General features: G+C 73.6%; 19 protein-coding genes. 16 read left to right on the top strand and 3 right to left on the bottom strand.

Going from position 1 to position 20,767, the window contains the following annotated elements:
• The first annotated feature begins 100 nt into the window (after window positions 1–100).
• The 6 genes from sucC (at window position 101) to purH (ending at window position 7,182) form a co-directional block, all read left to right on the top strand.
• Window positions 101–1,264, top strand: a complete 1,164-nt coding sequence (sucC, locus tag E4P41_RS12395) for an ADP-forming succinate--CoA ligase subunit beta (RefSeq protein ID WP_135141561.1) — start codon at window positions 101–103, stop codon at window positions 1,262–1,264.
• A 32-nt stretch (window positions 1,265–1,296) separates the two neighbouring features.
• Window positions 1,297–2,175 carry a succinate--CoA ligase subunit alpha gene (gene sucD / locus E4P41_RS12390; protein WP_135141560.1) on the top strand — a complete coding sequence of 293 codons (879 nt, stop codon included), beginning with the start codon at window positions 1,297–1,299 and terminating at the stop codon, window positions 2,173–2,175.
• A 224-nt stretch (window positions 2,176–2,399) separates the two neighbouring features.
• On the top strand, window positions 2,400–3,677 hold the full coding sequence (locus tag E4P41_RS12385) for a hypothetical protein (RefSeq protein WP_135141559.1): 1,278 nt from the start codon (window positions 2,400–2,402) through the stop codon (window positions 3,675–3,677).
• 63 nt (window positions 3,678–3,740) lie between these two features.
• The gene (locus E4P41_RS22145) at window positions 3,741–4,937 is read left to right on the top strand and encodes a DUF6350 family protein (protein WP_167761058.1); all 1,197 of its coding nucleotides are present in this window, start codon (window positions 3,741–3,743) and stop codon (window positions 4,935–4,937) included.
• Window positions 4,938–5,008: 71 nt separating this feature from the next.
• Complete coding sequence (gene purN / locus E4P41_RS12380) at window positions 5,009–5,635, top strand: phosphoribosylglycinamide formyltransferase (protein ID WP_135141558.1); 627 nt, start codon at window positions 5,009–5,011, stop codon at window positions 5,633–5,635.
• Window positions 5,632–7,182, top strand: a complete 1,551-nt coding sequence (gene purH, locus E4P41_RS12375) for a bifunctional phosphoribosylaminoimidazolecarboxamide formyltransferase/IMP cyclohydrolase (protein WP_135141557.1) — start codon at window positions 5,632–5,634, stop codon at window positions 7,180–7,182. The genes purN and purH overlap by 4 nt, the downstream gene beginning before the upstream one ends.
• A 285-nt stretch (window positions 7,183–7,467) precedes the next feature.
• Here the strand turns inward: purH and E4P41_RS12370 are convergent, their stop codons facing one another.
• The gene (locus E4P41_RS12370) at window positions 7,468–8,103 is read right to left on the bottom strand and encodes a hypothetical protein (RefSeq protein ID WP_135141556.1); all 636 of its coding nucleotides are present in this window, start codon (window positions 8,101–8,103) and stop codon (window positions 7,468–7,470) included.
• 100 nt (window positions 8,104–8,203) lie between these two features.
• Between E4P41_RS12370 and E4P41_RS12365 the strand changes: the two genes are divergently transcribed.
• From E4P41_RS12365 to E4P41_RS12345, 5 genes are all read left to right on the top strand, one after another.
• Complete coding sequence (locus E4P41_RS12365; RefSeq protein ID WP_135141555.1) at window positions 8,204–9,076, top strand: bifunctional methylenetetrahydrofolate dehydrogenase/methenyltetrahydrofolate cyclohydrolase; 873 nt, start codon at window positions 8,204–8,206, stop codon at window positions 9,074–9,076.
• 73 nt (window positions 9,077–9,149) lie between these two features.
• Window positions 9,150–9,449: a DUF3017 domain-containing protein gene (locus tag E4P41_RS12360; RefSeq protein WP_135141554.1), complete on the top strand. Its 300-nt coding sequence runs from the start codon at window positions 9,150–9,152 to the stop codon at window positions 9,447–9,449.
• Window positions 9,450–9,598: 149 nt separating this feature from the next.
• Window positions 9,599–10,552 (top strand): malate dehydrogenase, encoded by a 954-nt coding sequence (gene mdh, locus E4P41_RS12355; RefSeq protein WP_135141553.1) that lies wholly within the window; start codon window positions 9,599–9,601, stop codon window positions 10,550–10,552.
• 38 nt (window positions 10,553–10,590) lie between these two features.
• Complete coding sequence (locus tag E4P41_RS12350; RefSeq protein WP_135141552.1) at window positions 10,591–11,805, top strand: NADP-dependent isocitrate dehydrogenase; 1,215 nt, start codon at window positions 10,591–10,593, stop codon at window positions 11,803–11,805.
• A gap of 289 nt (window positions 11,806–12,094) precedes the next feature.
• Entirely contained in the window at window positions 12,095–12,886 is a 792-nt protein-coding gene (locus tag E4P41_RS12345) for a hypothetical protein (protein ID WP_245177298.1), read from the top strand.
• A gap of 98 nt (window positions 12,887–12,984) precedes the next feature.
• Here the strand turns inward: E4P41_RS12345 and E4P41_RS23225 are convergent, their stop codons facing one another.
• On the bottom strand, window positions 12,985–13,935 hold the full coding sequence (locus tag E4P41_RS23225; protein WP_245177297.1) for a CAP domain-containing protein: 951 nt from the start codon (window positions 13,933–13,935) through the stop codon (window positions 12,985–12,987).
• Window positions 13,936–14,141: 206 nt separating this feature from the next.
• On the opposite strand from E4P41_RS23225, the gene E4P41_RS12335 reads away from it, so the two are divergent.
• Complete coding sequence (locus E4P41_RS12335; RefSeq protein WP_135141550.1) at window positions 14,142–15,473, top strand: hemolysin family protein; 1,332 nt, start codon at window positions 14,142–14,144, stop codon at window positions 15,471–15,473.
• 213 nt (window positions 15,474–15,686) lie between these two features.
• On the opposite strand, the gene galE is transcribed toward E4P41_RS12335, so the two are convergent.
• Window positions 15,687–16,643: a UDP-glucose 4-epimerase GalE gene (gene galE, locus E4P41_RS12330; RefSeq protein ID WP_135141549.1), complete on the bottom strand. Its 957-nt coding sequence runs from the start codon at window positions 16,641–16,643 to the stop codon at window positions 15,687–15,689.
• Window positions 16,644–16,715: 72 nt separating this feature from the next.
• On the opposite strand from galE, the gene hisC reads away from it, so the two are divergent.
• From hisC to E4P41_RS12310, 4 genes are all read left to right on the top strand, one after another.
• Window positions 16,716–17,834, top strand: coding sequence for a histidinol-phosphate transaminase (gene hisC / locus E4P41_RS12325; RefSeq protein ID WP_135141548.1), 1,119 nt, complete (start codon window positions 16,716–16,718; stop codon window positions 17,832–17,834).
• 47 nt (window positions 17,835–17,881) lie between these two features.
• Entirely contained in the window at window positions 17,882–18,904 is a 1,023-nt protein-coding gene (gene trpS / locus E4P41_RS12320; protein ID WP_135141547.1) for a tryptophan--tRNA ligase, read from the top strand.
• Window positions 18,901–19,467 (top strand): 2'-5' RNA ligase family protein, encoded by a 567-nt coding sequence (locus E4P41_RS12315; RefSeq protein WP_135141546.1) that lies wholly within the window; start codon window positions 18,901–18,903, stop codon window positions 19,465–19,467. The genes trpS and E4P41_RS12315 overlap by 4 nt, the downstream gene beginning before the upstream one ends.
• A gap of 124 nt (window positions 19,468–19,591) precedes the next feature.
• Window positions 19,592–20,680 carry a YihY/virulence factor BrkB family protein gene (locus E4P41_RS12310; protein ID WP_135141545.1) on the top strand — a complete coding sequence of 363 codons (1,089 nt, stop codon included), beginning with the start codon at window positions 19,592–19,594 and terminating at the stop codon, window positions 20,678–20,680.
• Window positions 20,681–20,767: the final 87 nt, after the last annotated feature.

Below are 20,767 nucleotides of genomic sequence, written 5' to 3'. Positions count from 1 at the left end.
GCGCCGAGGAGGCCGGCGCCGATCGACCGGGTGTGATGCCGCGCACCCGGCCCGACGCCGGTGGCGCGGCCCGGATACGCGGGGGCTACGGTGCCTGTTCGTGGATCTCTTCGAGTACCAGGCCCGTGACCTGTTGGCCTCGCACGGCGTCCCCGTGCTCCCCGGCGGCGTCGCCGAGACCCCCGAGCAGGCCGAGGCGATCGCACGGGAGATCGCCGCCCCCGTCGTCGTCAAGGCCCAGGTGAAGACCGGCGGCCGTGGCAAGGCCGGCGGCGTCAAGCTCGCCGACGACGCGGACGAGGCGCGCGCCCGGGCCCAGGACATCCTCGGCCTGGACATCAAGGGCCACATCACGCACCGCGTCATGGTCGCGCAGGCCAGCGACATCGCCGAGGAGTACTACTTCTCCTACCTGCTCGACCGGGCCAACCGCACCTTCCTGGCCATGGCCAGCGTCGAGGGCGGCATGGAGATCGAGCAGCTCGCCGTCGAGCGCCCGGAGGCGCTGGCCCGCATCCCCGTGGACGCCACCACCGGCGTCGACACCGCCAAGGCCACCGAGATCGTCGACGCCGCCGGGTTCCCCGCCGAGGTGCGCGACCAGGTGATCGCCATCGCCGTCCAGCTGTGGGACGTCTTCGCGAAGGAGGACGCCACGCTCGTCGAGGTCAACCCGTTGGCCAAGGCGCCCGACGGCACGGTCCTGGCGCTCGACGCAAAGGTGACCCTCGACGACAACGCCCGCTTCCGGCACGAGGGCCACGGGGCGCTGGAGGACTCCGCCTCCGCCGATCCGCTGGAGGCCGCGGCCAAGGAGAAGGACCTCAACTACGTCAAGCTCGACGGCGCGGTCGGCATCATCGGCAACGGCGCCGGACTCGTGATGAGCACGCTCGACGTCGTGGCCTACGCCGGTGAGGAGCTCGGCGGGGTCAAGCCGGCCAACTTCCTCGACATCGGCGGTGGCGCCTCGGCCGAGGTCATGGCCAACGGCCTGCACATCATCCTGTCCGACCCCGCCGTGAAGAGCGTCTTCGTCAACGTCTTCGGCGGGATCACCGCCTGCGACGCGGTCGCCAACGGCATCGTGCACGCCCTGCAGCTGCTCGGCGACGAGGCGACCAAGCCCCTGGTCGTCCGGCTCGACGGCAACAACGTGGAGGAGGGCCGGCGGATCCTCGCCGAGGCCAACCACCCGCTGGTGACCCTGGTGGACACGATGGACGGCGCCGCCCGCCGGGCCGCCGAGCTCGCCGCCGCGTAATCGCCCCGACACCCCGACAGGACACCACAGAGATGTCGATCTTCCTCAACGAGAACAGCAAGGTCATCGTCCAGGGCATGACCGGCTCCGAGGGGCGCAAGCACACCCAGCGCATGCTCGCCTCGGGGACGGCGATCGTCGGTGGCGTGAACCCGAAGAAGGCCGGCCAGAGCGTCGACTTCGACGGCACCGGCGTGCCCGTCTTCGGCTCCGTCTCGGAGGCGATGAAGGAGACCGGCGCCGACGTCAGCGTCATCTTCGTGCCGCCGGCCGGTGCCAAGAACGCCGTCATCGAGGCCGTCGACGCCCAGATCGGGCTCGCCGTCGTCATCACCGAGGGCATCCCGGTGCACGACTCAACCTCCTTCTGGGCCCACGCCCAGGGCGGCTCGACCCGCATCATCGGCCCGAACTGCCCCGGCCTGATCAGCCCCGGTCGGTCGAACGCCGGCATCATCCCGGCCAACATCACCAAGCAGGGCAGGATCGGACTGGTCAGCAAGTCCGGCACGCTGACCTACCAGATGATGTACGAGCTGCGCGACATCGGGTTCTCCACCTGCGTCGGCATCGGCGGCGACCCGGTCATCGGCACCACCCACATCGACTGCCTCCAGGCCTTCCAGGACGACCCGGAGACCGAGGCGATCGTCATGATCGGCGAGATCGGTGGGGACGCCGAGGAGCGGGCCGCCGACTTCATCAAGGCCAACGTCACCAAGCCGGTCGCCGGCTACGTCGCCGGCTTCACCGCGCCCGAGGGCAAGACGATGGGCCACGCCGGCGCGATCGTCTCCGGTTCGGCCGGCACCGCGCAGGCGAAGAAGGAGGCCCTCGAGGCCGCCGGCGTCCGGGTGGGGAAGACCCCGTCGGAGACCGCGCGCCTGATGCGGGAGCTCGTCGGCGCCTGAAGAAGGACCTCCCTGCCCCCCGTCGCTCGCAGGCTCGCGGCGGGACCCTGCAGGGAGGCCGCCACTGCCCGGTGGTCCCCCGTACGGGGGTCACCGGGCAGCGGCGTCTCGGGGACTCGATAGCGTCACGGGCGGGGGACGGCGGGCGCGCCGCGGTTGCGAGCGGTACGGGCGGTGTCCACCATCCGCGCAGTCACCAGGCCACGACCGAGGAGCGCCCCGCGATGACCAGTCAACCGCCGCAGCCGCCGGGCGGGTACGGGCAGCAGCCGGGCGAGGGCCAGCCGGGGCAGCGTCAGCCGGGCGAGGAGGAGCTCCGGCCGGATCATCCGCAGGAGGGGCAGAACCAGCCTGGGTACGGGCCGCCGAGCTACGGCGTGCAGCCGTCCCACGGTCAGCCGAGCTACGGCGAGCAGCCGCCCCACGGTCAGCAGCCCCACGGCGGACAGCCGCCCCACGGTCAGCCGAGCTACGGCGAGCAGCCGCCCCACGGTCAGCAGCCCCACGGCGGGCAGCCGCCCTACGGGCAGCCGGGATACGGCCAGCCTCCCTACGGTCAGCAGCCTTCCTACGGTCAACCAGGCTACGGACAGCAGCCGTACGGTCAGCCGCCCTACGGGCAGCCCGGCTACGGGCCGCCCGGGTACGGCCAGCAGCCCTACGGGCAGCCCGGGTACGGCCAGCAGCCGGCGTGGGGACCGCCCTACGGTCAGCAGCCGTACGCGCAGCAGCCGCCGTGGGCGCAGCCGTACGGTCAGCAGCCCTACGGGCAACAGCCCACCCCGCAGCGGCCCAGCGTCACGGTCGCCTTCGACCTGCACCGGGCACGCCCAGGTGACTGGATCGTGGTCCTCTGCGCGGTGGCCTTCCTGCTCTTCGCCGCCCTCCCGTGGTTCACCTTCGACTTCGGGTTCGGCTTCTCCGAGTCGATCAACGGCTTCGACTTCGGGCTGGTCACGACCGCCGCCGTGCTGCTCGTCGCCGCCGCGGTGTGGGCGCTGGTGCCCGCTGTCGTCGCGTTGGACCTGCCCTTCCCGCGCGGGTTCGTCACCGTGGGTCTGACGTCGCTGGCCTTCCTGCTCACCCTCGTCGAGTGGCTCAGCACCTTCGAGGGCGGGTTCAGCCTCTTCGCACTGCTCACCTTCCTCGCCGCGGCCGCGGCCGTGACGGCTGCCGTGCTCGGCCTGCTCCACCGGCTGCGACCCCGGTCCGAGGGCGCGGAGGGCTCGGCGGGCGACGCCTGGCCGGCTCCACAGGGCCGGCAGTCCGGCGGCGCGGTCGGCGGGCCGTGGCAGCCCCCGGGCCAGCAGACCTCCTACGGGCAGGCCGCCGAGCATCCGCCGTCCGCGCCGGAGCAGCCCTATCCGACGCCCCCTCCGCCTCCGCCGCCCCCGGCTCCGCCGGGCTCCGCGACGCCGCCGCCGGGGGCCGACGAAGGCAACACCCCGGGCCGGCCGGGCGGCTCCACCGCGTCCGGCGCCGGGTCCGACCAGTCCTCGTAGCTTCCTGGAGAACTTCGGGCGCGTGGTCCGGCGATCCCGGCCCCGCCTTGGGACAGTGGGGGCGTGGCCTCCCTGCTCGCCCGCCTGAGCCTGCCCGCGCAGCCGGACCCGGGCGCCCACCGGCCCCGGCGCGCCCTCGTCCTCGCCGCGCTGGCCACCGCCGCCGTGTCGGTGCTCGGGCTGCTGGGACTGGGCCTGGCGTCGGTCGTCGTGCAGACGCTCGACCCGGCCGGCGGACTGCCGGTCGCGGGCTCGGCACGCCTGGCCGGCCAGCTGTGGCTGCTCGCCCAGGGTGGCGGCCTGACCCTCGGGTCGGGTCCGCTGGTCCTCGCCCCGCTGCTGCTCACCCTGGCCATCGCCTGGGGTCTGTCCAGCGCGGGCCGCGGCGTCGTCCGGACCTGCGACGTCTCGGGCGCCCGTCCGGCGATCACCGTCGTGGCGACGGCGACCGGCACGCACACGGTCCTGGCCGTCCTGCTCGGGCTCCTCGTCGACACACCCGGGGCGGACGTCGACCTGCTGCGGACGGCGGTCGGCAGCGCGGTGCTCGCCGCCCTCGCCGTCGGGTGGGGGACCGCGCGCGAGTCGGGCCTCCTCGACGACCTGCTCGACGCCACGCCGGGGCCGGTGGAACCGCTGCTGCGCGCGGTGCTGGCCGGGCTGCTGGTCGCCGTCGCCCTCGGCCTGCTCATGGTCGCCGCGGCGCTGGCGGCCGACGCCGAGGGATACGCCGCGCTGTCCGGGTCCCTCGGGGGGGCAGGTGCCGGCGCGGTCGGGCTCCTGGCGCTCGGCCTCCTCTTCCTGCCCAACGCCGCGGCCGCCGCCATCGGGCTGGCCGCCGGCCCGGGGTTCGCCGTCGGCAGCGGGACCTTCGTCTCCGTGCACGGCGTCACCCTCGGCGCGGTGCCCGCGCTGCCGCTGCTCGCCGCGCTGCCCGACACCCAGGCGGTGCCGCTGCTGGCCTTCGCCTCGCAGGTCGTGCCGGCCCTCGCCGGCCTGGTCACCGGCGCGGCGCTGGGCCGGCGGATGGGCGACGCCGATGGCGGCTCGGTCGTGGCGGGGCTGTGGGGGATGCTGGCCGGGCTGTTCCTCGGCGTGGCGTGCGGCCTGCTCGCGTGGGTGGCCGGCGGCTCCCTCGGGGACGGGGCGCTGGCCGAGGTGGGGGCACCGCCCGTGGCGACCGGCCTCGCGGTCGCCGTCCAGGCGGGCGTGGCCGCCGCGCTCGCCGCCGCCGTGACCCGCTGGCGTTCCCTCGGCTGACCGGCCCCGTCCAGAGGCTCGCGCCGAGCTTGCGAGGCGTGAGGAGGACGGGGTCCTTATAGGGTCGCTGCGTGCCCGCCTCCGAGCAGTCCCCGCGGGCGCGGGTCGTCGTCCTGCTGTCCGGGACAGGTTCGCTGTGCGAGGCCCTGCTGACCGCCGCGGAGGACCCGGGATATCCGGCCACCGTGGTCGCCGTCGGCAGCGACCGCGACGCCCCGGGGCTCGGCCACGCCCGGCGACGCGGGATCGCCACCTTCACCTGCGTGCTGCGCGACCACCCCGACCGCGCCGCGTGGGACCGTTCGCTGGCCGCCGCCATCGCCGGGCACCGGCCCGACCTGGTGGTCTCGGCCGGCTTCCTGAAGATCGTCGGCCCCGCCGTGCTCGCGGCGTTCGGGGGCCGGCTGCTCAACACCCATCCCGCGCTGCTGCCGGCGTTCCCCGGCGCGCACGCCGTCCGCGACGCCCTGGCGGCCGGCGCCGAGGTCACCGGCAGCACCGTGCACTGGGTGGACGCCGGCGTCGACACCGGCCCGGTGATCGCCCAGCGCGAGGTGCCCGTCCTCCTGGGGGACGACGAGGCGCGGCTGCACGAACGGATCAAGGCCGTGGAGCGTGAGCTCCTGGTGGAGACGGTGGCGGAGCTCGTCACTGCACCCTCGACCCGCCCGCCCCAGACGAGGAAGAGCCCCCGATGAGCGACCGCACCCCCATCCGCAGGGCCCTGCTGGGCGTGTACGACAAGACCGGCATCGAGGAGCTGGCCCGCGGGCTGGCCGACGCCGGCGTCGAGCTGGTCAGCACCGGCGCCACCGCCCGGCGGATCGCCGACGCCGGCGTCCCGGTCACCCCCGTCGAGCAGGTCACCGGCTTCCCCGAGTGCCTGGACGGGCGGGTGAAGACCCTCCACCCCGCCGTGCACGCCGGGATCCTGGCCGACCGCCGCCTCCCTGCGCACGTGCAGCAGCTCGAGGACCTCGGCATCGCGCCGTTCGACCTGGTCGTGGTGAACCTCTACCCGTTCTCCGAGACGGTGGCCTCCGGAGCGAGCCCGGACGAGTGCGTGGAGCAGATCGACATCGGCGGCCCGGCGATGGTGCGCGCCGCGGCGAAGAACCATCCGTCGGTCGCCGTCGTCGTCGCCCCGGCCCGCTACGGCGACGTCCTGGCCGCCGTCGCCGCCGGGGGGTTCACCCTCGCCGAGCGCCGGTCGCTGGCCGCGGCGGCCTTCCGCCACACGGCCACCTACGACATCGCCGTCGCGTCGTGGCTGGGCAACGTCGTCGCCCCGGACGACGACTCCGGCTTCCCGGCCTGGGTGGGCGCCGGCTGGGAGCGCGCCGACGTACTGCGCTACGGCGAGAACCCGCACCAGCGGGCGGCGCTGTACCGCAGCGGGCAGTCCGGGCTGGCGCACGCCGAGCAGTTGCACGGCAAGCAGATGTCCTACAACAACTACGTCGACACCGACGCCGCCTGGCGGGCCGCGCACGACCACGACGACCCCTGCGTGGCGATCATCAAGCACGCCAACCCCTGCGGCATCGCCGTCGGCACCGACATCGCCTCGGCGCACCGCAAGGCGCACGCCTGCGACCCGGTGTCGGCCTTCGGCGGGGTGATCGCGGCCAACCGCGAGGTCGACCTGACCATGGCCGAGCAGGTCGCGGAGGTGTTCACCGAGGTCGTCGTCGCGCCGTCGTTCACCGAGGACGCGCTGCAGGTGCTCACCGCGAAGAAGAACGTCCGGCTGCTGCGGCTCCCCGAGGCCGGCCGGCCGGCCACGGAGCTGCGCCCGGTCAGCGGCGGGCTGCTGGTCCAGACCGCCGACCGCATCGACGCCCCCGGCGACGACCCCACCACCTGGAGCCTCGCCACCGGTGAGCCGCTGGACGCCGCGGGCCTGGACAACCTCGTCTTCGCCTGGCGCAGCGTCCGCGCGGTGCGGTCGAATGCGATCCTCCTGGCGCAGGACAAGGCCACCGTGGGTGTCGGCATGGGTCAGGTGAACCGGGTGGACGCCGCCCGGCTGGCGGTCGCGCGGGCGGGGGAGCGGGCCGCCGGGTCGGTCGCCGCCTCGGATGCGTTCTTCCCGTTCGCCGACGGCCTGCAGGTGCTGCTCGACGCCGGCGTGCGGGCTGTCGTGCAGCCGGGCGGCTCGGTGCGCGACGGCGAGGTCATCGCGGCCGCGACCGCCGCCGGCATCCCGGTCTACCTGACCGGGACCCGGCACTTCGCGCACTGATGAAGGACCCCCTCGCCCCCGCCACCCGCAGGTTCGTGGCGGGCCGCTGCAGGGAGGCCGCCGTCCACTTCACCTCTCGCAGGCTCGGGGCGGGCCCCGGGACGGGGCCGCGTCTCCCTCATCCCGCCGGGCGGCTCGTGCGCTGTTCCACCCACACTGGCGGTCCTGCACGAGCGCAGGACCGGGCAGAACAGCGCAAGTGTCACCGCGGACCACGTCACGGCTGGGGTCAGTGCCGGCCGGGAGCGGCACCTGGCGGGGGTGTCGTCCGGTAGGCCGACGACGTCACCGCGTGAACATCGCCTTGAGGGCGCCGAGCAGGCCGAACACCGGGACGGCGACGGCGAACCAGAAACCGGTGTCGGTGGTGTCGGGGGCCCAACCGACGTCGGCCAGCGGCACCAGCACCCCGGCCCCCGCCACCAGGCTGACCAGCAGCGCCAGGACGCCGAGGAAGCGGTGGGTGCGGGCGGGCAGGACCATCAGCAGGCCCAGCACGAACAGCGCGGCACCGCCCAGGACGACCGCCATCGGCTGCCAGAGCCTGCTGCCCAGCAGCTCTCCGGCGCCCCCGCCGAGGTCGTCGAACCCGCTGCGGACCAGTTCCCACCCGGTCAGCTCGCTGCCGGGCAGCCAGCGCAGCAGCAGGCTGACCCCGGCCGCGATGCCGGCCAGGATCAGCAGCAGGCTGGCCAGGCTGTCGGGCCGGCGGACGCGCACGGGCCTCGTCGAGTAGTCCGGCGCCGTGGGCGAGCCGTAGCCGGGAACGGGCCCGGGACCACGGCCCGGGGCGTACCGGGGGTCGGCGGCGGCACCGTCCGCCCACGGGCTCCGCACCGGCTGCATGCCCGGGATCGTCTGCTCGCGCCAGTCGTCGGGGCCCCGTGCTCCGGCGGCCGGGGACTGCTCGCGCTCGGTCATCACCACTCCTCGCGGAACGGCAGGCGGGAAGGCGCCCGCACCCGCGAGCCTAGGGCGCCGGTCGCGTCCGGCGGCCCCTCTTCCGGCAGACTGTCGCACCGTGCAGGCGACGACCCTCGACGGCAAGGCGACCGCAGCGGCCATCCGGGCGGAGCTGACCGAACGGGTCGCCGCCCTGACCGCGGCCGGTCACCGTCCCGGGCTCGGCACCCTGCTGGTCGGCGACGACCCCGGCAGCCGCTGGTACGTCGACGCCAAGCACTCCGACTGTGCCCAGGTCGGCATCGCGAGCATCCAGCGCGAGCTGCCCGGAACCGCCACGCTCGCCGACGTGCTCGCCGTCGTCGACGAGCTCAACGCCGACCCGGCCTGTACCGGCTACATCGTCCAGCTGCCGCTGCCGGCGGGTATCGAGGAGAGCATCGTCCTCGAGCGGATGGACCCGGCCAAGGACGCCGACGGCCTGCACCCGGTCAACCTCGGACGGCTGGTCCTCAACGTGCCGGGGCCGCTGCCGTGCACCCCGGTGGGCATCGTCGAGCTGCTGCGCCGGTACGACGTGCCGATCGCCGGCGCCGAGGTCGTCGTCGTCGGTCGGGGCATCACCGTCGGCCGGCCGCTGGGCCTGCTGCTCACCCGCCGCTCCGAGAACGCGACGGTGACCCTCTGCCACACCGGTACGCGCGACCTCGCCGCGCACCTGCGTGCCGCCGACATCGTGGTCGCCGCGGCCGGCGTCCCCGGCCTGGTCACCAGGGACGTCGTCAAGCCGGGGGCCGCGGTCCTCGACGTCGGCGTCAGCCGGGTCGACGGCAGGATCGCCGGGGACGTCGCGAAGGACGTCGTCGACGTCGCCGGGTTCGTCGCCCCCAACCCTGGCGGGGTGGGGCCGATGACCCGGGCGATGCTGCTGCAGAACGTCGTCCTGGCCGCCGAGCAGGCCGCCGCCGCGGACGTCCTCTCCGCTTCGTGACCGCGCTCGCGAGGTTACGCGGGGACAGAGCACCTCAGGGCACGTGGTCGACGAGCGCTAGCGAGGAGGACACGTGACCCGCCCCCCGCTCTACACCCGCCGACCCTTCCTGGCCGGCCTGCTGCGTCAGCTGCCGCTGCTGGTGGTGCTGCTGGCGGTGGGTGCCGGGTTGCTCATGGTGACCTTCGAGCACTGGCGGCGCGGGCTGGTCGTCGTCGGGCTGGCACTGGTGGGCGGGGGGCTGCTGCGGCTGCTGCTCCCGCTGCGCCGGGTCGGGTTCCTCGCCGTCCGCAGCCGGCCGGTGGACGTCGTCCTGCTGGCCGGCGTCGGGGTGACGCTGACCGCCTTCGCCCTGGCCATCCCGGCCACCTGAACGAGGACCCCCTCCTGCCCACCCCTCGGAGAAGGACCCCCTCCCCGAGCCCTTCGCAGACTCTGGGTGCGCCAGGAGGGGGCCGGGTGCCCTCGAGGGGGCCGCACCTGCCCGGGCGCTCCGGCGTCGCCAGCGATAGGTTGACCGCCATGGCAGAGCAGCCCAGGAACGGCAAGGTGACCGTCGTCGGTGCCGGGTTCTACGGCTCGACCACCGCCCTCCGTCTAGCGGAGTACGACATCTTCGAGACCGTCGTGCTCACCGACATCGTCGAGGGCAAGCCCGAGGGCCTGGCCCTCGACATGAATCAGTCCCGGCCGATCGAAGGCTTCGAGACCGAGGTCGTCGGGGTCGGCGGCGGGTCCTACGAGGGCACCGAGGGATCCGACGTCGTCGTCATCACCGCGGGGCTGCCCCGCAAACCCGGCATGAGCCGGATGGACCTCATCGAGACCAACGCCAAGATCGTCCGCTCGGTCGCCGAGAACATCGCCCGGACCTCGCCGGACGCCGTGGTCATCGTCGTGTCCAACCCGCTGGACGAGATGACCGCGCTCGCTCAGCTGGCCACCGACTTCCCGAAGAACCGGGTGATGGGCCAGGCCGGCATGCTCGACACCGCCCGGTTCACCAACAACGTCGCCGGCGAACTCGGCGCCGCGGTGGGCTCGGTGCGCACCCTGACCCTCGGCTCGCACGGCGACACCATGGTGCCGGTGCCCTCGCGCTGCACCGTCGACGGCAAGCCGCTGACCGACGTCCTGCCCGCCGACCGCATCGAGCACCTCGTCGACCGGACCCGCAACGGCGGAGCCGAGGTCGTGGCGCTGCTCAAGACCGGCTCGGCGTACTACGCCCCGTCCGCGGCCGCAGCGCGCATGGCGCGCGCGGTCATGGAGGACTCCGGAGCGGTCATGCCGGTGTGCGCCTGGGTGGACGGCGAGTACGGCATCTCCGGGGTCTACCTCGGGGTCGAGGCCGAGATCGGGCGCGAGGGCGTGCGCCGGGTGGTCGAGGGCGACCTGACCGAGAGCGAACTGGCCGGGCTGCGCGAGGCGGCCGAGGCCGTGCGCGCCAAGCAGGCCGACGTAGCCGACCTCTGAGCCCAGCCGGCTCAGAGCATGTAGAGAGGGACGTGCACGTGGCAAAGATCAAGGTCGAGGGCACCGTCGTCGAGCTCGACGGCGACGAGATGACCCGGATCATCTGGCAGTTCATCAAGGACCAGCTGATCCTCCCGTACCTCGACGTGAACCTCGAGTACTACGACCTGGGCATCGAGAAGCGCGACGAGACCGACGACCAGATCACCGTCGACTCGGCCAACGCGATCAAGAAGCACGGCGTCGGCGTCAAGTGCGCGACGATCACCCCCGACGAGGCCCGCGTCGAGGAGTTCGGCCTCAAGAAGATGTGGCGGTCCCCGAACGGGACGATCCGCAACATCCTCGGCGGCGTCATCTTCCGCGAGCCGATCATCATGTCGAACGTCCCGCGGCTGGTGCCGGGCTGGACCAAGCCGATCGTCGTCGGCCGTCACGCGTTCGGTGACCAGTACCGGGCCACCGACTTCCGGTTCCCCGGCGAGGGCACGCTGACGGTCACCTTCACGCCGAAGGACGGCTCCGCGCCGATCGAGCACGAGGTCTTCCAGTCGCCCGGCGCCGGCGTCGCGCTGGCGATGTACAACCTCGACGAGTCGATCCGCGACTTCGCCCGGGCCTCGATGAACTACGGCCTGCAGCGCGGCTATCCGGTCTACCTGTCGACGAAGAACACGATCCTCAAGGCCTACGACGGCCGGTTCAAGGACCTGTTCGCCGAGGTCTTCGAGACCGAGTTCAAGGACCGGTTCGACGAGGCCGGCATCACCTACGAGCACCGGCTGATCGACGACATGGTGGCCGCGTCCCTCAAGTGGGAGGGCGGCTACGTGTGGGCGTGCAAGAACTACGACGGCGACGTCCAGTCCGACACCGTGGCGCAGGGCTTCGGCTCGCTGGGCCTGATGACGTCGGTGCTCATGAGCCCCGACGGCCGCACCGTCGAGGCCGAGGCCGCGCACGGAACGGTGACCCGCCACTTCCGCCAGCACCAGCGTGGCGAGCAGACCTCGACCAACCCGATCGCGTCGATCTTCGCCTGGACCCGGGGCCTGGCCCACCGCGGCAAGCTCGACAGCACCCCTGAGGTGACCCGGTTCGCCGAGACCCTGGAGAAGGTCTGCATCGACACCGTCGAGAGCGGCCAGATGACCAAGGACCTCGCGCTGCTGATCTCCAAGGACCAGCCGTGGCTGAACACCCAGGACTTCCTGGCGGCCATCGACGGCAACCTGCAGAAGGCCATGGGGTAAGGCCCACCCTTCCCCCACGCCTCGCACGCTCGGCGCGGGACCCTGAAGGGTGGCCGATCGCACGTCAGTGGCCCCCTCGGCGCGTCCGAGGGGGCCACTGACGTGTCATCGGCCTGTGGACGACGGCTGTACGCGTCCTCGCGCGCGGCAGAGTCGCCGGATGCCCATCACGCCCGAACGGCCACCGGCTCTCCGGGGACGCGTGTTCCGCGGGACCACCGTCGTCCGGAAAGGGCTCCTCACCCCCAAACAGCTGCGCAGTTCGGCGTGGCGGCGCCTCCGTCAGGACGTGTACGCGGACGCCGCACTGCCGGTCACCCACCGACTGCTCGTCAGTTCCGTCGGTCTCGTGCTGCCCTCCGGTGCAGGGTTCACCGGGCGGAGCGCAGCCGTCCTGTGGGGAGTTCCCGGCATCGCGACGGCCGACGACCCGGTCGAGGTCGTCCTGCCGATCGGACGTCGGTGGAACGCCGGCGCGGGAGTCCGCGTCCGCAGCTTCCTCCCCGAGCAGCACCTGGTCCGGTGCGGGCTCTGGCACTGCGTGTCCCGGGCGGACGCTGCACTGGCCATGATCCGCGACGGTGACCGGGACGAGGCGGTCGTCCTGCTCGACCGGGTACTGCAGGGAGGACTGACCACGCTGGCCGACGTGCGCGACTCGGTGGCCGGGATGCCGCCTTGCCGGGGCAGTGTGCAGGCCGCCTGGGTCGCACGCGAGGCAGACGGGCTCGCCGAGTCGCCGCAGGAGACGCGGCTGCGGCTGCTGATGCGACGTGAGGGACTACCGGCGCCCGTGGCGCAGTACCGGGTGTTCGACCAGGACGGCTTCGTGGCGCGCGTCGACTTCGCCTATCCGGAACTCCGGCTGGCGATCGAGTACGACGGGTTGTGGCACGGCGCGCGTTCGGCCTTCATCGGCGACCGACGTCGGCTCAACCGGCTCACTGCCGCGGGATGGGTCGTGGTCCACGTGACCGCGGACGACCTCCGGCACCCCGAACGGCTGCTCTTCCGAATTCGCGGGCTGCTTGCCTTGCGGTCGAGTCGGTCGAGTCGGTCGAGTCCCGCGAGAACACGCTGAGCGCCCGCTCACCGGCCGGAAGAGGGCGCTCAGCGTGTTGTCGCGGTGCCGCGCCGTGGGCCGGGGCGCGGGACGAGGAGGCGGGGGCGTCGAAGGCGTCAGGCGCCGAAGAGCTGGGTCCACCACGGACCGCCGGGACCCTCGGCGACGCCCACGCCCAGCTTGGTCAGCTCGCAGTCGAGGATGTTCTCCCGGTGGCCGGGGCTGTCCATCCACGCCTGCATCACCGCATCGGCGCCGGCCTGGCCGTAGGCGATGTTCTCCGCCCGGGAGTAGTCGACCCCGGCCTGCTCGGCCCGGTCGAAGGGGGAGAGGCCCTCCGGGCTGGTGTGCGAGAAGTAGTCGCGGTCGCGCATGTCCGCGCTGTGCGCCCGTGCCACCGCCGCCAGCGGCGCGTCGGCGACCACGGGGGCGCAGCCGGCCCAGGCGCGGGCCTCGTTCACCAGGGTCAGCACCTGCCCCTCTGCGGAAGGGTCGGCCTCCGCGGCGGCCCGCACCACCGGGGCCGGCTCCGGGGCCGGCCCCGCGGTGGGCTCGGGAGCGAGATCGGGAGCGGAAGCCGTGGCCTCCGCCTCGGCGGCACGGGTCTCCCGGGTCTCCTCGGCCGCGGCGGCGTCCTCGGCAGGGGACGACGGGGCGGTCGCCGGGTCCTCGGCCGGGGCGGCGGACGGGGTCGCCGTGGCGGGCGCCTCGGCCGACGGCGTCCCGGGGACCGGTGCGGACCCCGACGGTGGTGGGGCGCCGTCGACGCCCATCTGCACCACCGGACCCTCCTGCGGAGCGGGGTCCGCGGCGGTCGACGGCCCACCGGAGGGTGCCTCACCGGCGGCCGTGCGCTCCGAGGCCGCGGTGGACTCCAGGGCCACCGGGTCGGTGAAGCTGGTCACCGCCCCGGACACCATCGGGACGCCGAGCGTCACACCGGCGACCGCACCGACGACGAGGAGGAGGGGGAGCACCCGCCGCGGCCCGAGGGCTCGCCCGAGGAGGCGGATCCAGCCGGAGAGGGCGGCGGCGACGCGGGAAGAGAGCGGCGGACCCGCCGGCATGTGGTGCACGAGGCTGACCCTCACGAGGTGCTAGATCGCGGATCGTTACTCTGGCGAGAGTAGCCGAGCGCGGAGTGTGATCGGCAGCGAGGTGTGATGGAGGTCACAGGAAGTTCCCCACGGGTCTGCCCGGGTGGTGTCCCGGCGACGGTGAGCGGGCAGCATGGACGACGTCCCGCAGCCCGACTCGGAGGAGCACGCCGCCGGTGAGCGACGTCTGGCTCAACATCGTGATGGTCGTCGCCTTCGTGCTGGTCGGCGGTGCGTTCTCGGGAGCGGAGATCGCCCTGGTGTCCCTGCGCGAGTCGCAGGTGCGCGCGCTGGCCGAACAGGGGCGCCGCGGCCAGGCGGTCCAGCGGCTGCTCAGCGACCCCAACCGCTTCCTCGCCGCCGTCCAGGTCGGGGTCACCCTGGCCGGCTTCTTCTCCGCCGCCTTCGGTGCCAGCACGCTGTCCCAGCCGCTGGCCGAGTGGTTCGTGACCCTCGGCATGGGCGCCGGCCTGGCCGACCCGCTCGCCTTCGTGCTGGTCACCATCGCGATCAGCTACCTGTCCCTGGTCGTCGGCGAGCTGACCCCCAAGCGCCTCGCGCTGCAGCGGGCCGAGGGCTTCTCGCTCCTGGTCGCCGCGCCGCTCAACGCCATCGCCAAGCTGTCCCGCCCGGTCATCTGGCTGCTGTCGAAGTCCACGAACCTGCTGGTCAGGCTCGTGGGCGGTGACCCCACCGCCAGTGGCGAGTCGATCAGCCAGGAGGAGCTGCGCGACCTGGTCACGGCGCACGAGTCGCTGAGCTCCGACGAGCGCCGGCTCATCGGCGAGGTGTTCCGGGCCGGCGACCGCGAGGTCCGGGAGGTCATGACACCGCGCACCGAGGTCGACTTCCTCGAGGCGTCGATGACCGCCAGCCGCGCGGCCAAGCAGGTGCACGACTCCAGCCATTCGCGCTACCCGGTCGTCGGCCGGGACGAGGACGACGTCCTCGGCTTCGTGCACGTCCGGGACCTGTTCCTGCCCAATCACCCGGCCGGTCGCGCGGCGACCGTCGGCGACCTCGTCCGCGAGGTGAACCGGCTGCCGGGCACCGCCGGCGTCCTCACCGCCCTGTCGGAGATGCGGCGGGAGAACCAGCACCTGGCGATCGTCGTCGACGAGTACGGCGGCACCGACGGCATCGTCACCCTCGAGGACCTCATCGAGGAGGTCATCGGGGAGATCTACGACGAGTACGACGAGGACGTCGCCGACGGCGATGCCGAGCGGCCCGACGGCCCGCACGAGGTCGACGGCCTGCTCAACCTCGACGACTTCCGCGAGGTGACCGGGGTCCAGCTGCCCGAGGGACCGTACGAGACCGTCGCCGGGTACGTGCTCGCCGAGCTCGGCCGGCTGCCCGACGTCGGCGACACCGTCGAGGTCGAGGGGCGCACGCTCACCGTCCTCGAGCTCGACGGACGGCGGATCGCCCGGATCTCGGTCAGCCGGGCACCCGAGCCCGAGGTCGATCCGGCGACCGTTCCCACGGGCACGATCGGTGGCTGAGAAGAAGGACCCGCCTGCCCCCGCCACTCGTGGAAGCGTCCCTCTTCCCGAGCCCTTCGTCGAAGGACCTCCTCCTGCCCACCCCTCGTAGGTGGACCCCGCCCTCCCCACCTCTCGCAGGTTCGGAGCGGAGCCCGGGACGGGGCCGCGGTGCCCGGGAGGAGGCCCGACGTCAGGAGACGACCGGGGGCCGCTGCAGGGGGCCGGAGGCGGTCAGGCGCGCTTCTGCGCGGTCTCCCAGGCGTCGCGGACGATGTCGGCCAGGTCGGTGTGCCGCGGCGTCCACCCGAGGTCCTCGCGGATCCGGTCGCTCGAGGCCACCAGCTGCGCCGGGTCGCCGGCCCGGCGCTCGCCGACGACGACCGGCACGGGGTGGCCGGTGACCTCGCGGACGGCGTCGACGACCTGCTGCACCGAGAAGCCGGTGCCGTTGCCCAGGTTGTAGATGCGGTGCTCGCCCGGCGCGGGGGCGGTGAGCGCGAGCAGATGGGCGTCGCTGAGGTCCTCGACGTGGATGTAGTCGCGGATGCAGGTGCCGTCCGGCGTGGGGTAGTCCTCGCCGTAGATCGTCAGGTGCTCCCGCTGGCCGGCCGCCACCTGCAGTGCGATCGGGATGAGGTGGGTCTCGGTGGTGTGCCGCTCGCCCAGGCCGTAGGCGGCACCGGCGACGTTGAAGTAGCGCAGGCTCACCGCCGCGAAGTCGTACGCCGCTGCGTACGAGGTCAGCATCGCGTCGACGGCGAGCTTGGTGGCGCCGTAGGTGTTGGTCGGCCGGGTGGGAGCGTCCTCGCGGATCGGCACCTGCTCGGGCTCGCCGTAGGTCGCCGCGGTCGAGGAGAAGACGATCCGGCGGCAGTCGGCCGCGCGCATGGCCTCCAGCAGTGCCAGCGTCCCGGACACGTTGGTGTCCCAGTAGATCTGCGGCGCGACCTGGGACTCGCCGACCAGGCTCTTGGCCGCGAAGTGCAGCACCGCCTCGGGTCGGACGTCGGCCAGGACGGGCGCCGAGTCGTGCAGCGAGGCCTGCACGAACCCGGCCCCCGGCGGGACCGCGTCGGCGTGCCCGGTCGAGAGGTCGTCGAGGACGGTCACCTCGTGACCGCCCGCGAGGAGGGCGGCCGTGACTACGCTGCCGATGTAGCCGGCCCCACCGGCGACGAGAACGCGCATGCGCCCCACCCTAGATCCGCGCACAGGCCCTACCGGCGCGACGCAGGGGGGCGCGGTCAGGAGGCAGCGGACGTGGTCAGCGCACGACCGGCAGTGCAGCAGCTCCCCGCCTACCGGCCGGGGCGCAACCCCGCCGATCTCGCCCGCGAGATCGGCGTCGAGCGGGCGGTCAAGCTGGCCAGCAACGAGGTGGCCTTCCCGCCGCTGCCGGCGGTCGTCGAGGCGCTGACCGCTGCGGCCGCGGAGACCCACCGCTACCCGGACAACGGCGCCGTCGTCCTCACCGCCGCGCTGGCGCAGCGCTACGGTGTCGCCCCCGCCCAGGTGGTGACCGGCTGCGGAGCGGTCATGCTCTGCCAGCAGCTGGCGCAGTCCTTCAACGACCCGGGCACCAGCATCGCCTATGCCTGGCGGTCGTTCGAGATGTACCCGCTGCTGGCGCAGGTGGCCGCCGCCCGGTCCATCCAGGTCCCGCTGGTGCCCGGCCGTCCGGGCGGGCCGGCCGACACCCACGACCTCGAGGGGCTGGCCGCCGCGGTCGACGACACCACCCGCGTGGTCTTCGTCTGCAACCCGAACAACCCCACCGGGACGGCGGTGCGCCGGGCCGCGCTCGAGCGCTTCCTGGACGTCGTCCCCGAGACGACCCTCGTCGTCCTGGACGAGGCCTACCGCGAGTTCGTCACCGACCCCGACGTCCCCGACGGGCTGGAGCTGATGCGTGGCCGGTCCAACGTCGCGGTGCTGCGGACCTTCTCCAAGGCATGGGGGCTGGCCGGGCTGCGGGTCGGCTACCTGGTCGCCGAGGACCCGGTCGTCGCCGACGCGGTGCGCAAGACCCACGTGCCGTTCAGCGTCTCCTCCCTGGCCCAGGCCGCGGCGGTCGCCGCACTGGCCAGTGAGGAGGAGGTGCGCCGGCGCTGCGCGGCGGTCACCGCCGAGCGGGAGCGGCTCACCGGTGCGCTGCGCGAGCGCGGCCTCGACGTCAGCGACAGCCAGGCCAACTTCGTCTGGCTGCCGGTGGGGGAGGAGGTCGCCGGGCTGGCCGCAGCGCTGGAGGCCCGGGCGGTGATCACCCGGCCGTTCGCCGGCGAGGGGATCCGGGTCACGGTGGGCACCCCGGAGGAGGACGACGTCTTCCTCGCCGCGCTCGACCAGGTGCGGTCGGCCGGCGCGGCGCGCGGCCGGTGACGAGGGTGTCCGGGACGGGGAGCGCAGGCCCAGGATCGGCTGGTTTGATGGCCGCCGTGGATCTTCCCCGCGTGCTCTCCGGCATCCAGCCGACGGCGGACTCCTTCCACCTCGGCAACTACCTGGGTGCGCTGCGGCAGTGGGTGGCCCTGCAGGAGGACCACGAGGCCTTCTACTGCGTCGTCGACCTGCACGCGATCACCGTCGAGTGGGATCCCGAAGCGCTGCGCCGGCGCACCCTGGTCTCGGCGGCCCAGCTGCTGGCCCTCGGCGTCGACCCGGCGCGCAGCACGCTGTTCGTGCAGAGCCACGTGCCCGAGCACGTGCAGCTGTCCTGGGTGATGGAGTGCCTGGCCCGCTTCGGCGAGGCCAGCCGGATGACCCAGTTCAAGGACAAGAGCCAGCGCGAGGGCACCTCGGGCGCCTCGGTCGGCCTGTTCACCTACCCGGTGCTGCAGGCGGCCGACATCCTGCTCTACCAGGCCAACCGGGTGCCCGTCGGTGAGGACCAGCGGCAACACCTCGAGCTCACCCGCGACCTGGCCACCCGCTTCAACAACCGGTTCGGGACGGCCTTCACGCTGCCCGAGGCGCACATCGTGCAGGGGACGGCGAAGATCCTCGACCTGCAGTCGCCGGACAGGAAGATGAGCAAGAGCCTGCCTCCGGCCGGCTGCGTCGACCTGCTCGACGACCCCAAGGCGACCAGCAAGAAGATCCGGTCGGCGGTCACCGACACCGGCCGCGAGGTGGTCGCCGACCCGGAGGGCAAGCCGGGCGTGACCAACCTGCTGACCATCCACAGCGCGCTGTCCGGGCGGAGCGTCGCCGAGCTGGAGGAGCACTTCGCCGGACGCGGCTACGGCGACCTGAAGAAGGAGCTGGCCGAGGTGGTCGCCGACTTCGTGACGCCGGTCCGGCAGCGCACCCACGAGCTGCTCGACGACCCCGCCGAGCTGCAGCGCACCCTGGCCGGGGGAGCGGCCCGGGCTCGCGAGGTCGCCGTCCGCACGGTCACCGACGTCTACGGCAAGGTCGGTTTCCTGCCACCGGCGGGAGCGCCGGCGTGAACGACGACACGTTCGTACCGCGCAGCCGCAGCGCGGCGCAGACCGCCGTCCTCGGCGTGGTCGTGCCCATACCGGAGCCGTGGTCGCAGCTGTTCGTCGACTGGCGGACCAAGGTCGGCGACCCGCAGGCCAGCCTGGTGCCCCCGCACGTCACCCTGCTGCCGCCCACCGAGGTGGCGGCGGCCGACCGGCCGGCCATCGCCGCCCACCTGGCGGAGGTCGCCCGCGCCCACCCGCCGTTCGACATGCACCTGTCGGGCACGGGCACCTTCTCGCCGGTCTCGGCGGTCGTCTTCGTCGCCGTGGCCCGTGGCATCGGCAACTGCGAGCTGATCGCCAACGACGTCCGCAGCGGCCCGCTCGCCCGGTCGCTGTCCTACCCCTACCATCCGCACGTGACCGTCGCCCACGACGTCGCGGCCGACATGCTGGACCTGGCCTACTGCGGCCTCGCGGACCTCTCGGCGGAGTTCCGGGTGCGGCACTTCACCGAGTTCGAGCAGACCCCCGACGGCGCCTGGACCGTGGCCCGCGAGTACTCCCTCACCGGTCCGCCGCACTGAAGAAGGACCCTCCTTCCCCCCACCCCTCGCTGTCGCTCGGGGCGGGCCCCTGCAGGAGGGCCGTTCCAGTCCGTCACCAGGGGCCGGGGGGCGCGTGGCGCGGTCTGACCGCAGACTCGGGCGGGTGAGCGCCACCCGGACCGAGCAGCCCGCTCCCGCGCGCGCCGAGGATGAGCCTCCCGGCGGCCGCTGGTCGCGGGTCACCCAGTTGCCCGGCCGCTGGCAGGAGCGGGTCGACCGGCTGCGCCACCGCCTCTCGTGGTTCGACCACCTCGCCCGCGCCGGCGGCCGCTACCAGCGCACCCAGGGCGACCTCATGGCCGCCGGCGTCACCTACTTCGTGTTCCTCGGCCTGGTCCCCGTGCTCCTGCTCGTCGCGTCGGTCATCGGGCTGGTCCTCGCCGGCAACGCGTTGCTGCAGCAGGAGCTGTACTCGGCCATCCGGAACTCCTTCCCCGGGCCCACGGGCGTCGAGATCGTGCGGGAGCTGCGCGGTGCGGTGGGCTCGGCCGGTGTCGTGGGGATCATCGCCCTGGCCGGCTTCCTCTACGCCGGTCTGCGGGCCATGGACAAGCTGCGGCTGGGCATGGAGCGCATCTGGAAGGGGCGCCTCGACGAGCCGGAGTTCCTCCGCGACAACCTGCAGGACCTGATGGCGCTGGTGGCGCTCGGGGCGATGGGGCTGCTCAGCCTCGGGTTCACCGGCGTCGTAACCCAGGCCACCGGATGGCTGACGGGACTGCTGGGCATTCAGGACGCCTCGATCCTGGCGTTCCTCACCACCGCGCTCGGCCTCGCGCTCGCGCTCGTCACGGACGTCGTCGTCTTCCTGTGGCTGCTCAAGGTGGTGCCCTCCACCGCCCACCCGCTGCGCCGGTTGCTGCCCGGCGCGCTGTTCGGCGCGGCCGGCTTCGAGGTGATGAAGCTGCTCGGCAGCCTCTACCTGTCGCTGATCTCGGGCAGCGTGACCGCGTCGGCCTTCGGGGGCGCCGTCGGCATCCTGGTCTGGATCAACCTCGTCTGCCGATTCGCGTTCTTCACGGCCGCGTGGACGGCGACCCTGCCCCAGGTGCAGGGGGACGCCCACGTGGTGACCGAGCGGACCGAGCCGGTGGTGCCCCCGGCGCACGAGCCGACGGTTCGGCCGGGGACGCCACCCGGACCGCCCGGCGACGGCCGACGAGCGTGGCGACGACGATCCCCGCGGCCGTGACGGCGAGCCCGACCGGCAGCAGCACCGGTCCCCCGCCGTCCGTGCCTGCGACCTGGGGCGCCGGCGCGGCGGCGGCCACCCCGGGCG

It is taken from the genome of Geodermatophilus sp. DF01-2, from assembly GCF_004571065.1.
Lineage (GTDB): Bacteria > Actinomycetota > Actinomycetes > Mycobacteriales > Geodermatophilaceae > Geodermatophilus.
This window is presented reverse-complemented; position numbering and strand designations above follow the sequence as displayed.

Excerpts from the sequence above, each read along its gene's own strand:
- E4P41_RS12370 (WP_135141556.1), bottom strand. The coding sequence starts at position 8,103 with ATGACCGAGCGCGAGCAGTCCCCGGCCGCCGGAGCACGGGGCCCCGAC.
- purH (WP_135141557.1), top strand. The coding sequence starts at position 5,632 with ATGAGCGACCGCACCCCCATCCGCAGGGCCCTGCTGGGCGTGTACGAC.
- galE (WP_135141549.1), bottom strand. The coding sequence starts at position 16,643 with ATGCGCGTTCTCGTCGCCGGTGGGGCCGGCTACATCGGCAGCGTAGTC.
- E4P41_RS12385 (WP_135141559.1), top strand. The coding sequence starts at position 2,400 with ATGACCAGTCAACCGCCGCAGCCGCCGGGCGGGTACGGGCAGCAGCCG.
- sucD (WP_135141560.1), top strand. The coding sequence starts at position 1,297 with ATGTCGATCTTCCTCAACGAGAACAGCAAGGTCATCGTCCAGGGCATG.
- mdh (WP_135141553.1), top strand. The coding sequence starts at position 9,599 with ATGGCAGAGCAGCCCAGGAACGGCAAGGTGACCGTCGTCGGTGCCGGG.
- E4P41_RS23225 (WP_245177297.1), bottom strand. The coding sequence starts at position 13,935 with ATGCCGGCGGGTCCGCCGCTCTCTTCCCGCGTCGCCGCCGCCCTCTCC.
- trpS (WP_135141547.1), top strand. The coding sequence starts at position 17,882 with ATGGCCGCCGTGGATCTTCCCCGCGTGCTCTCCGGCATCCAGCCGACG.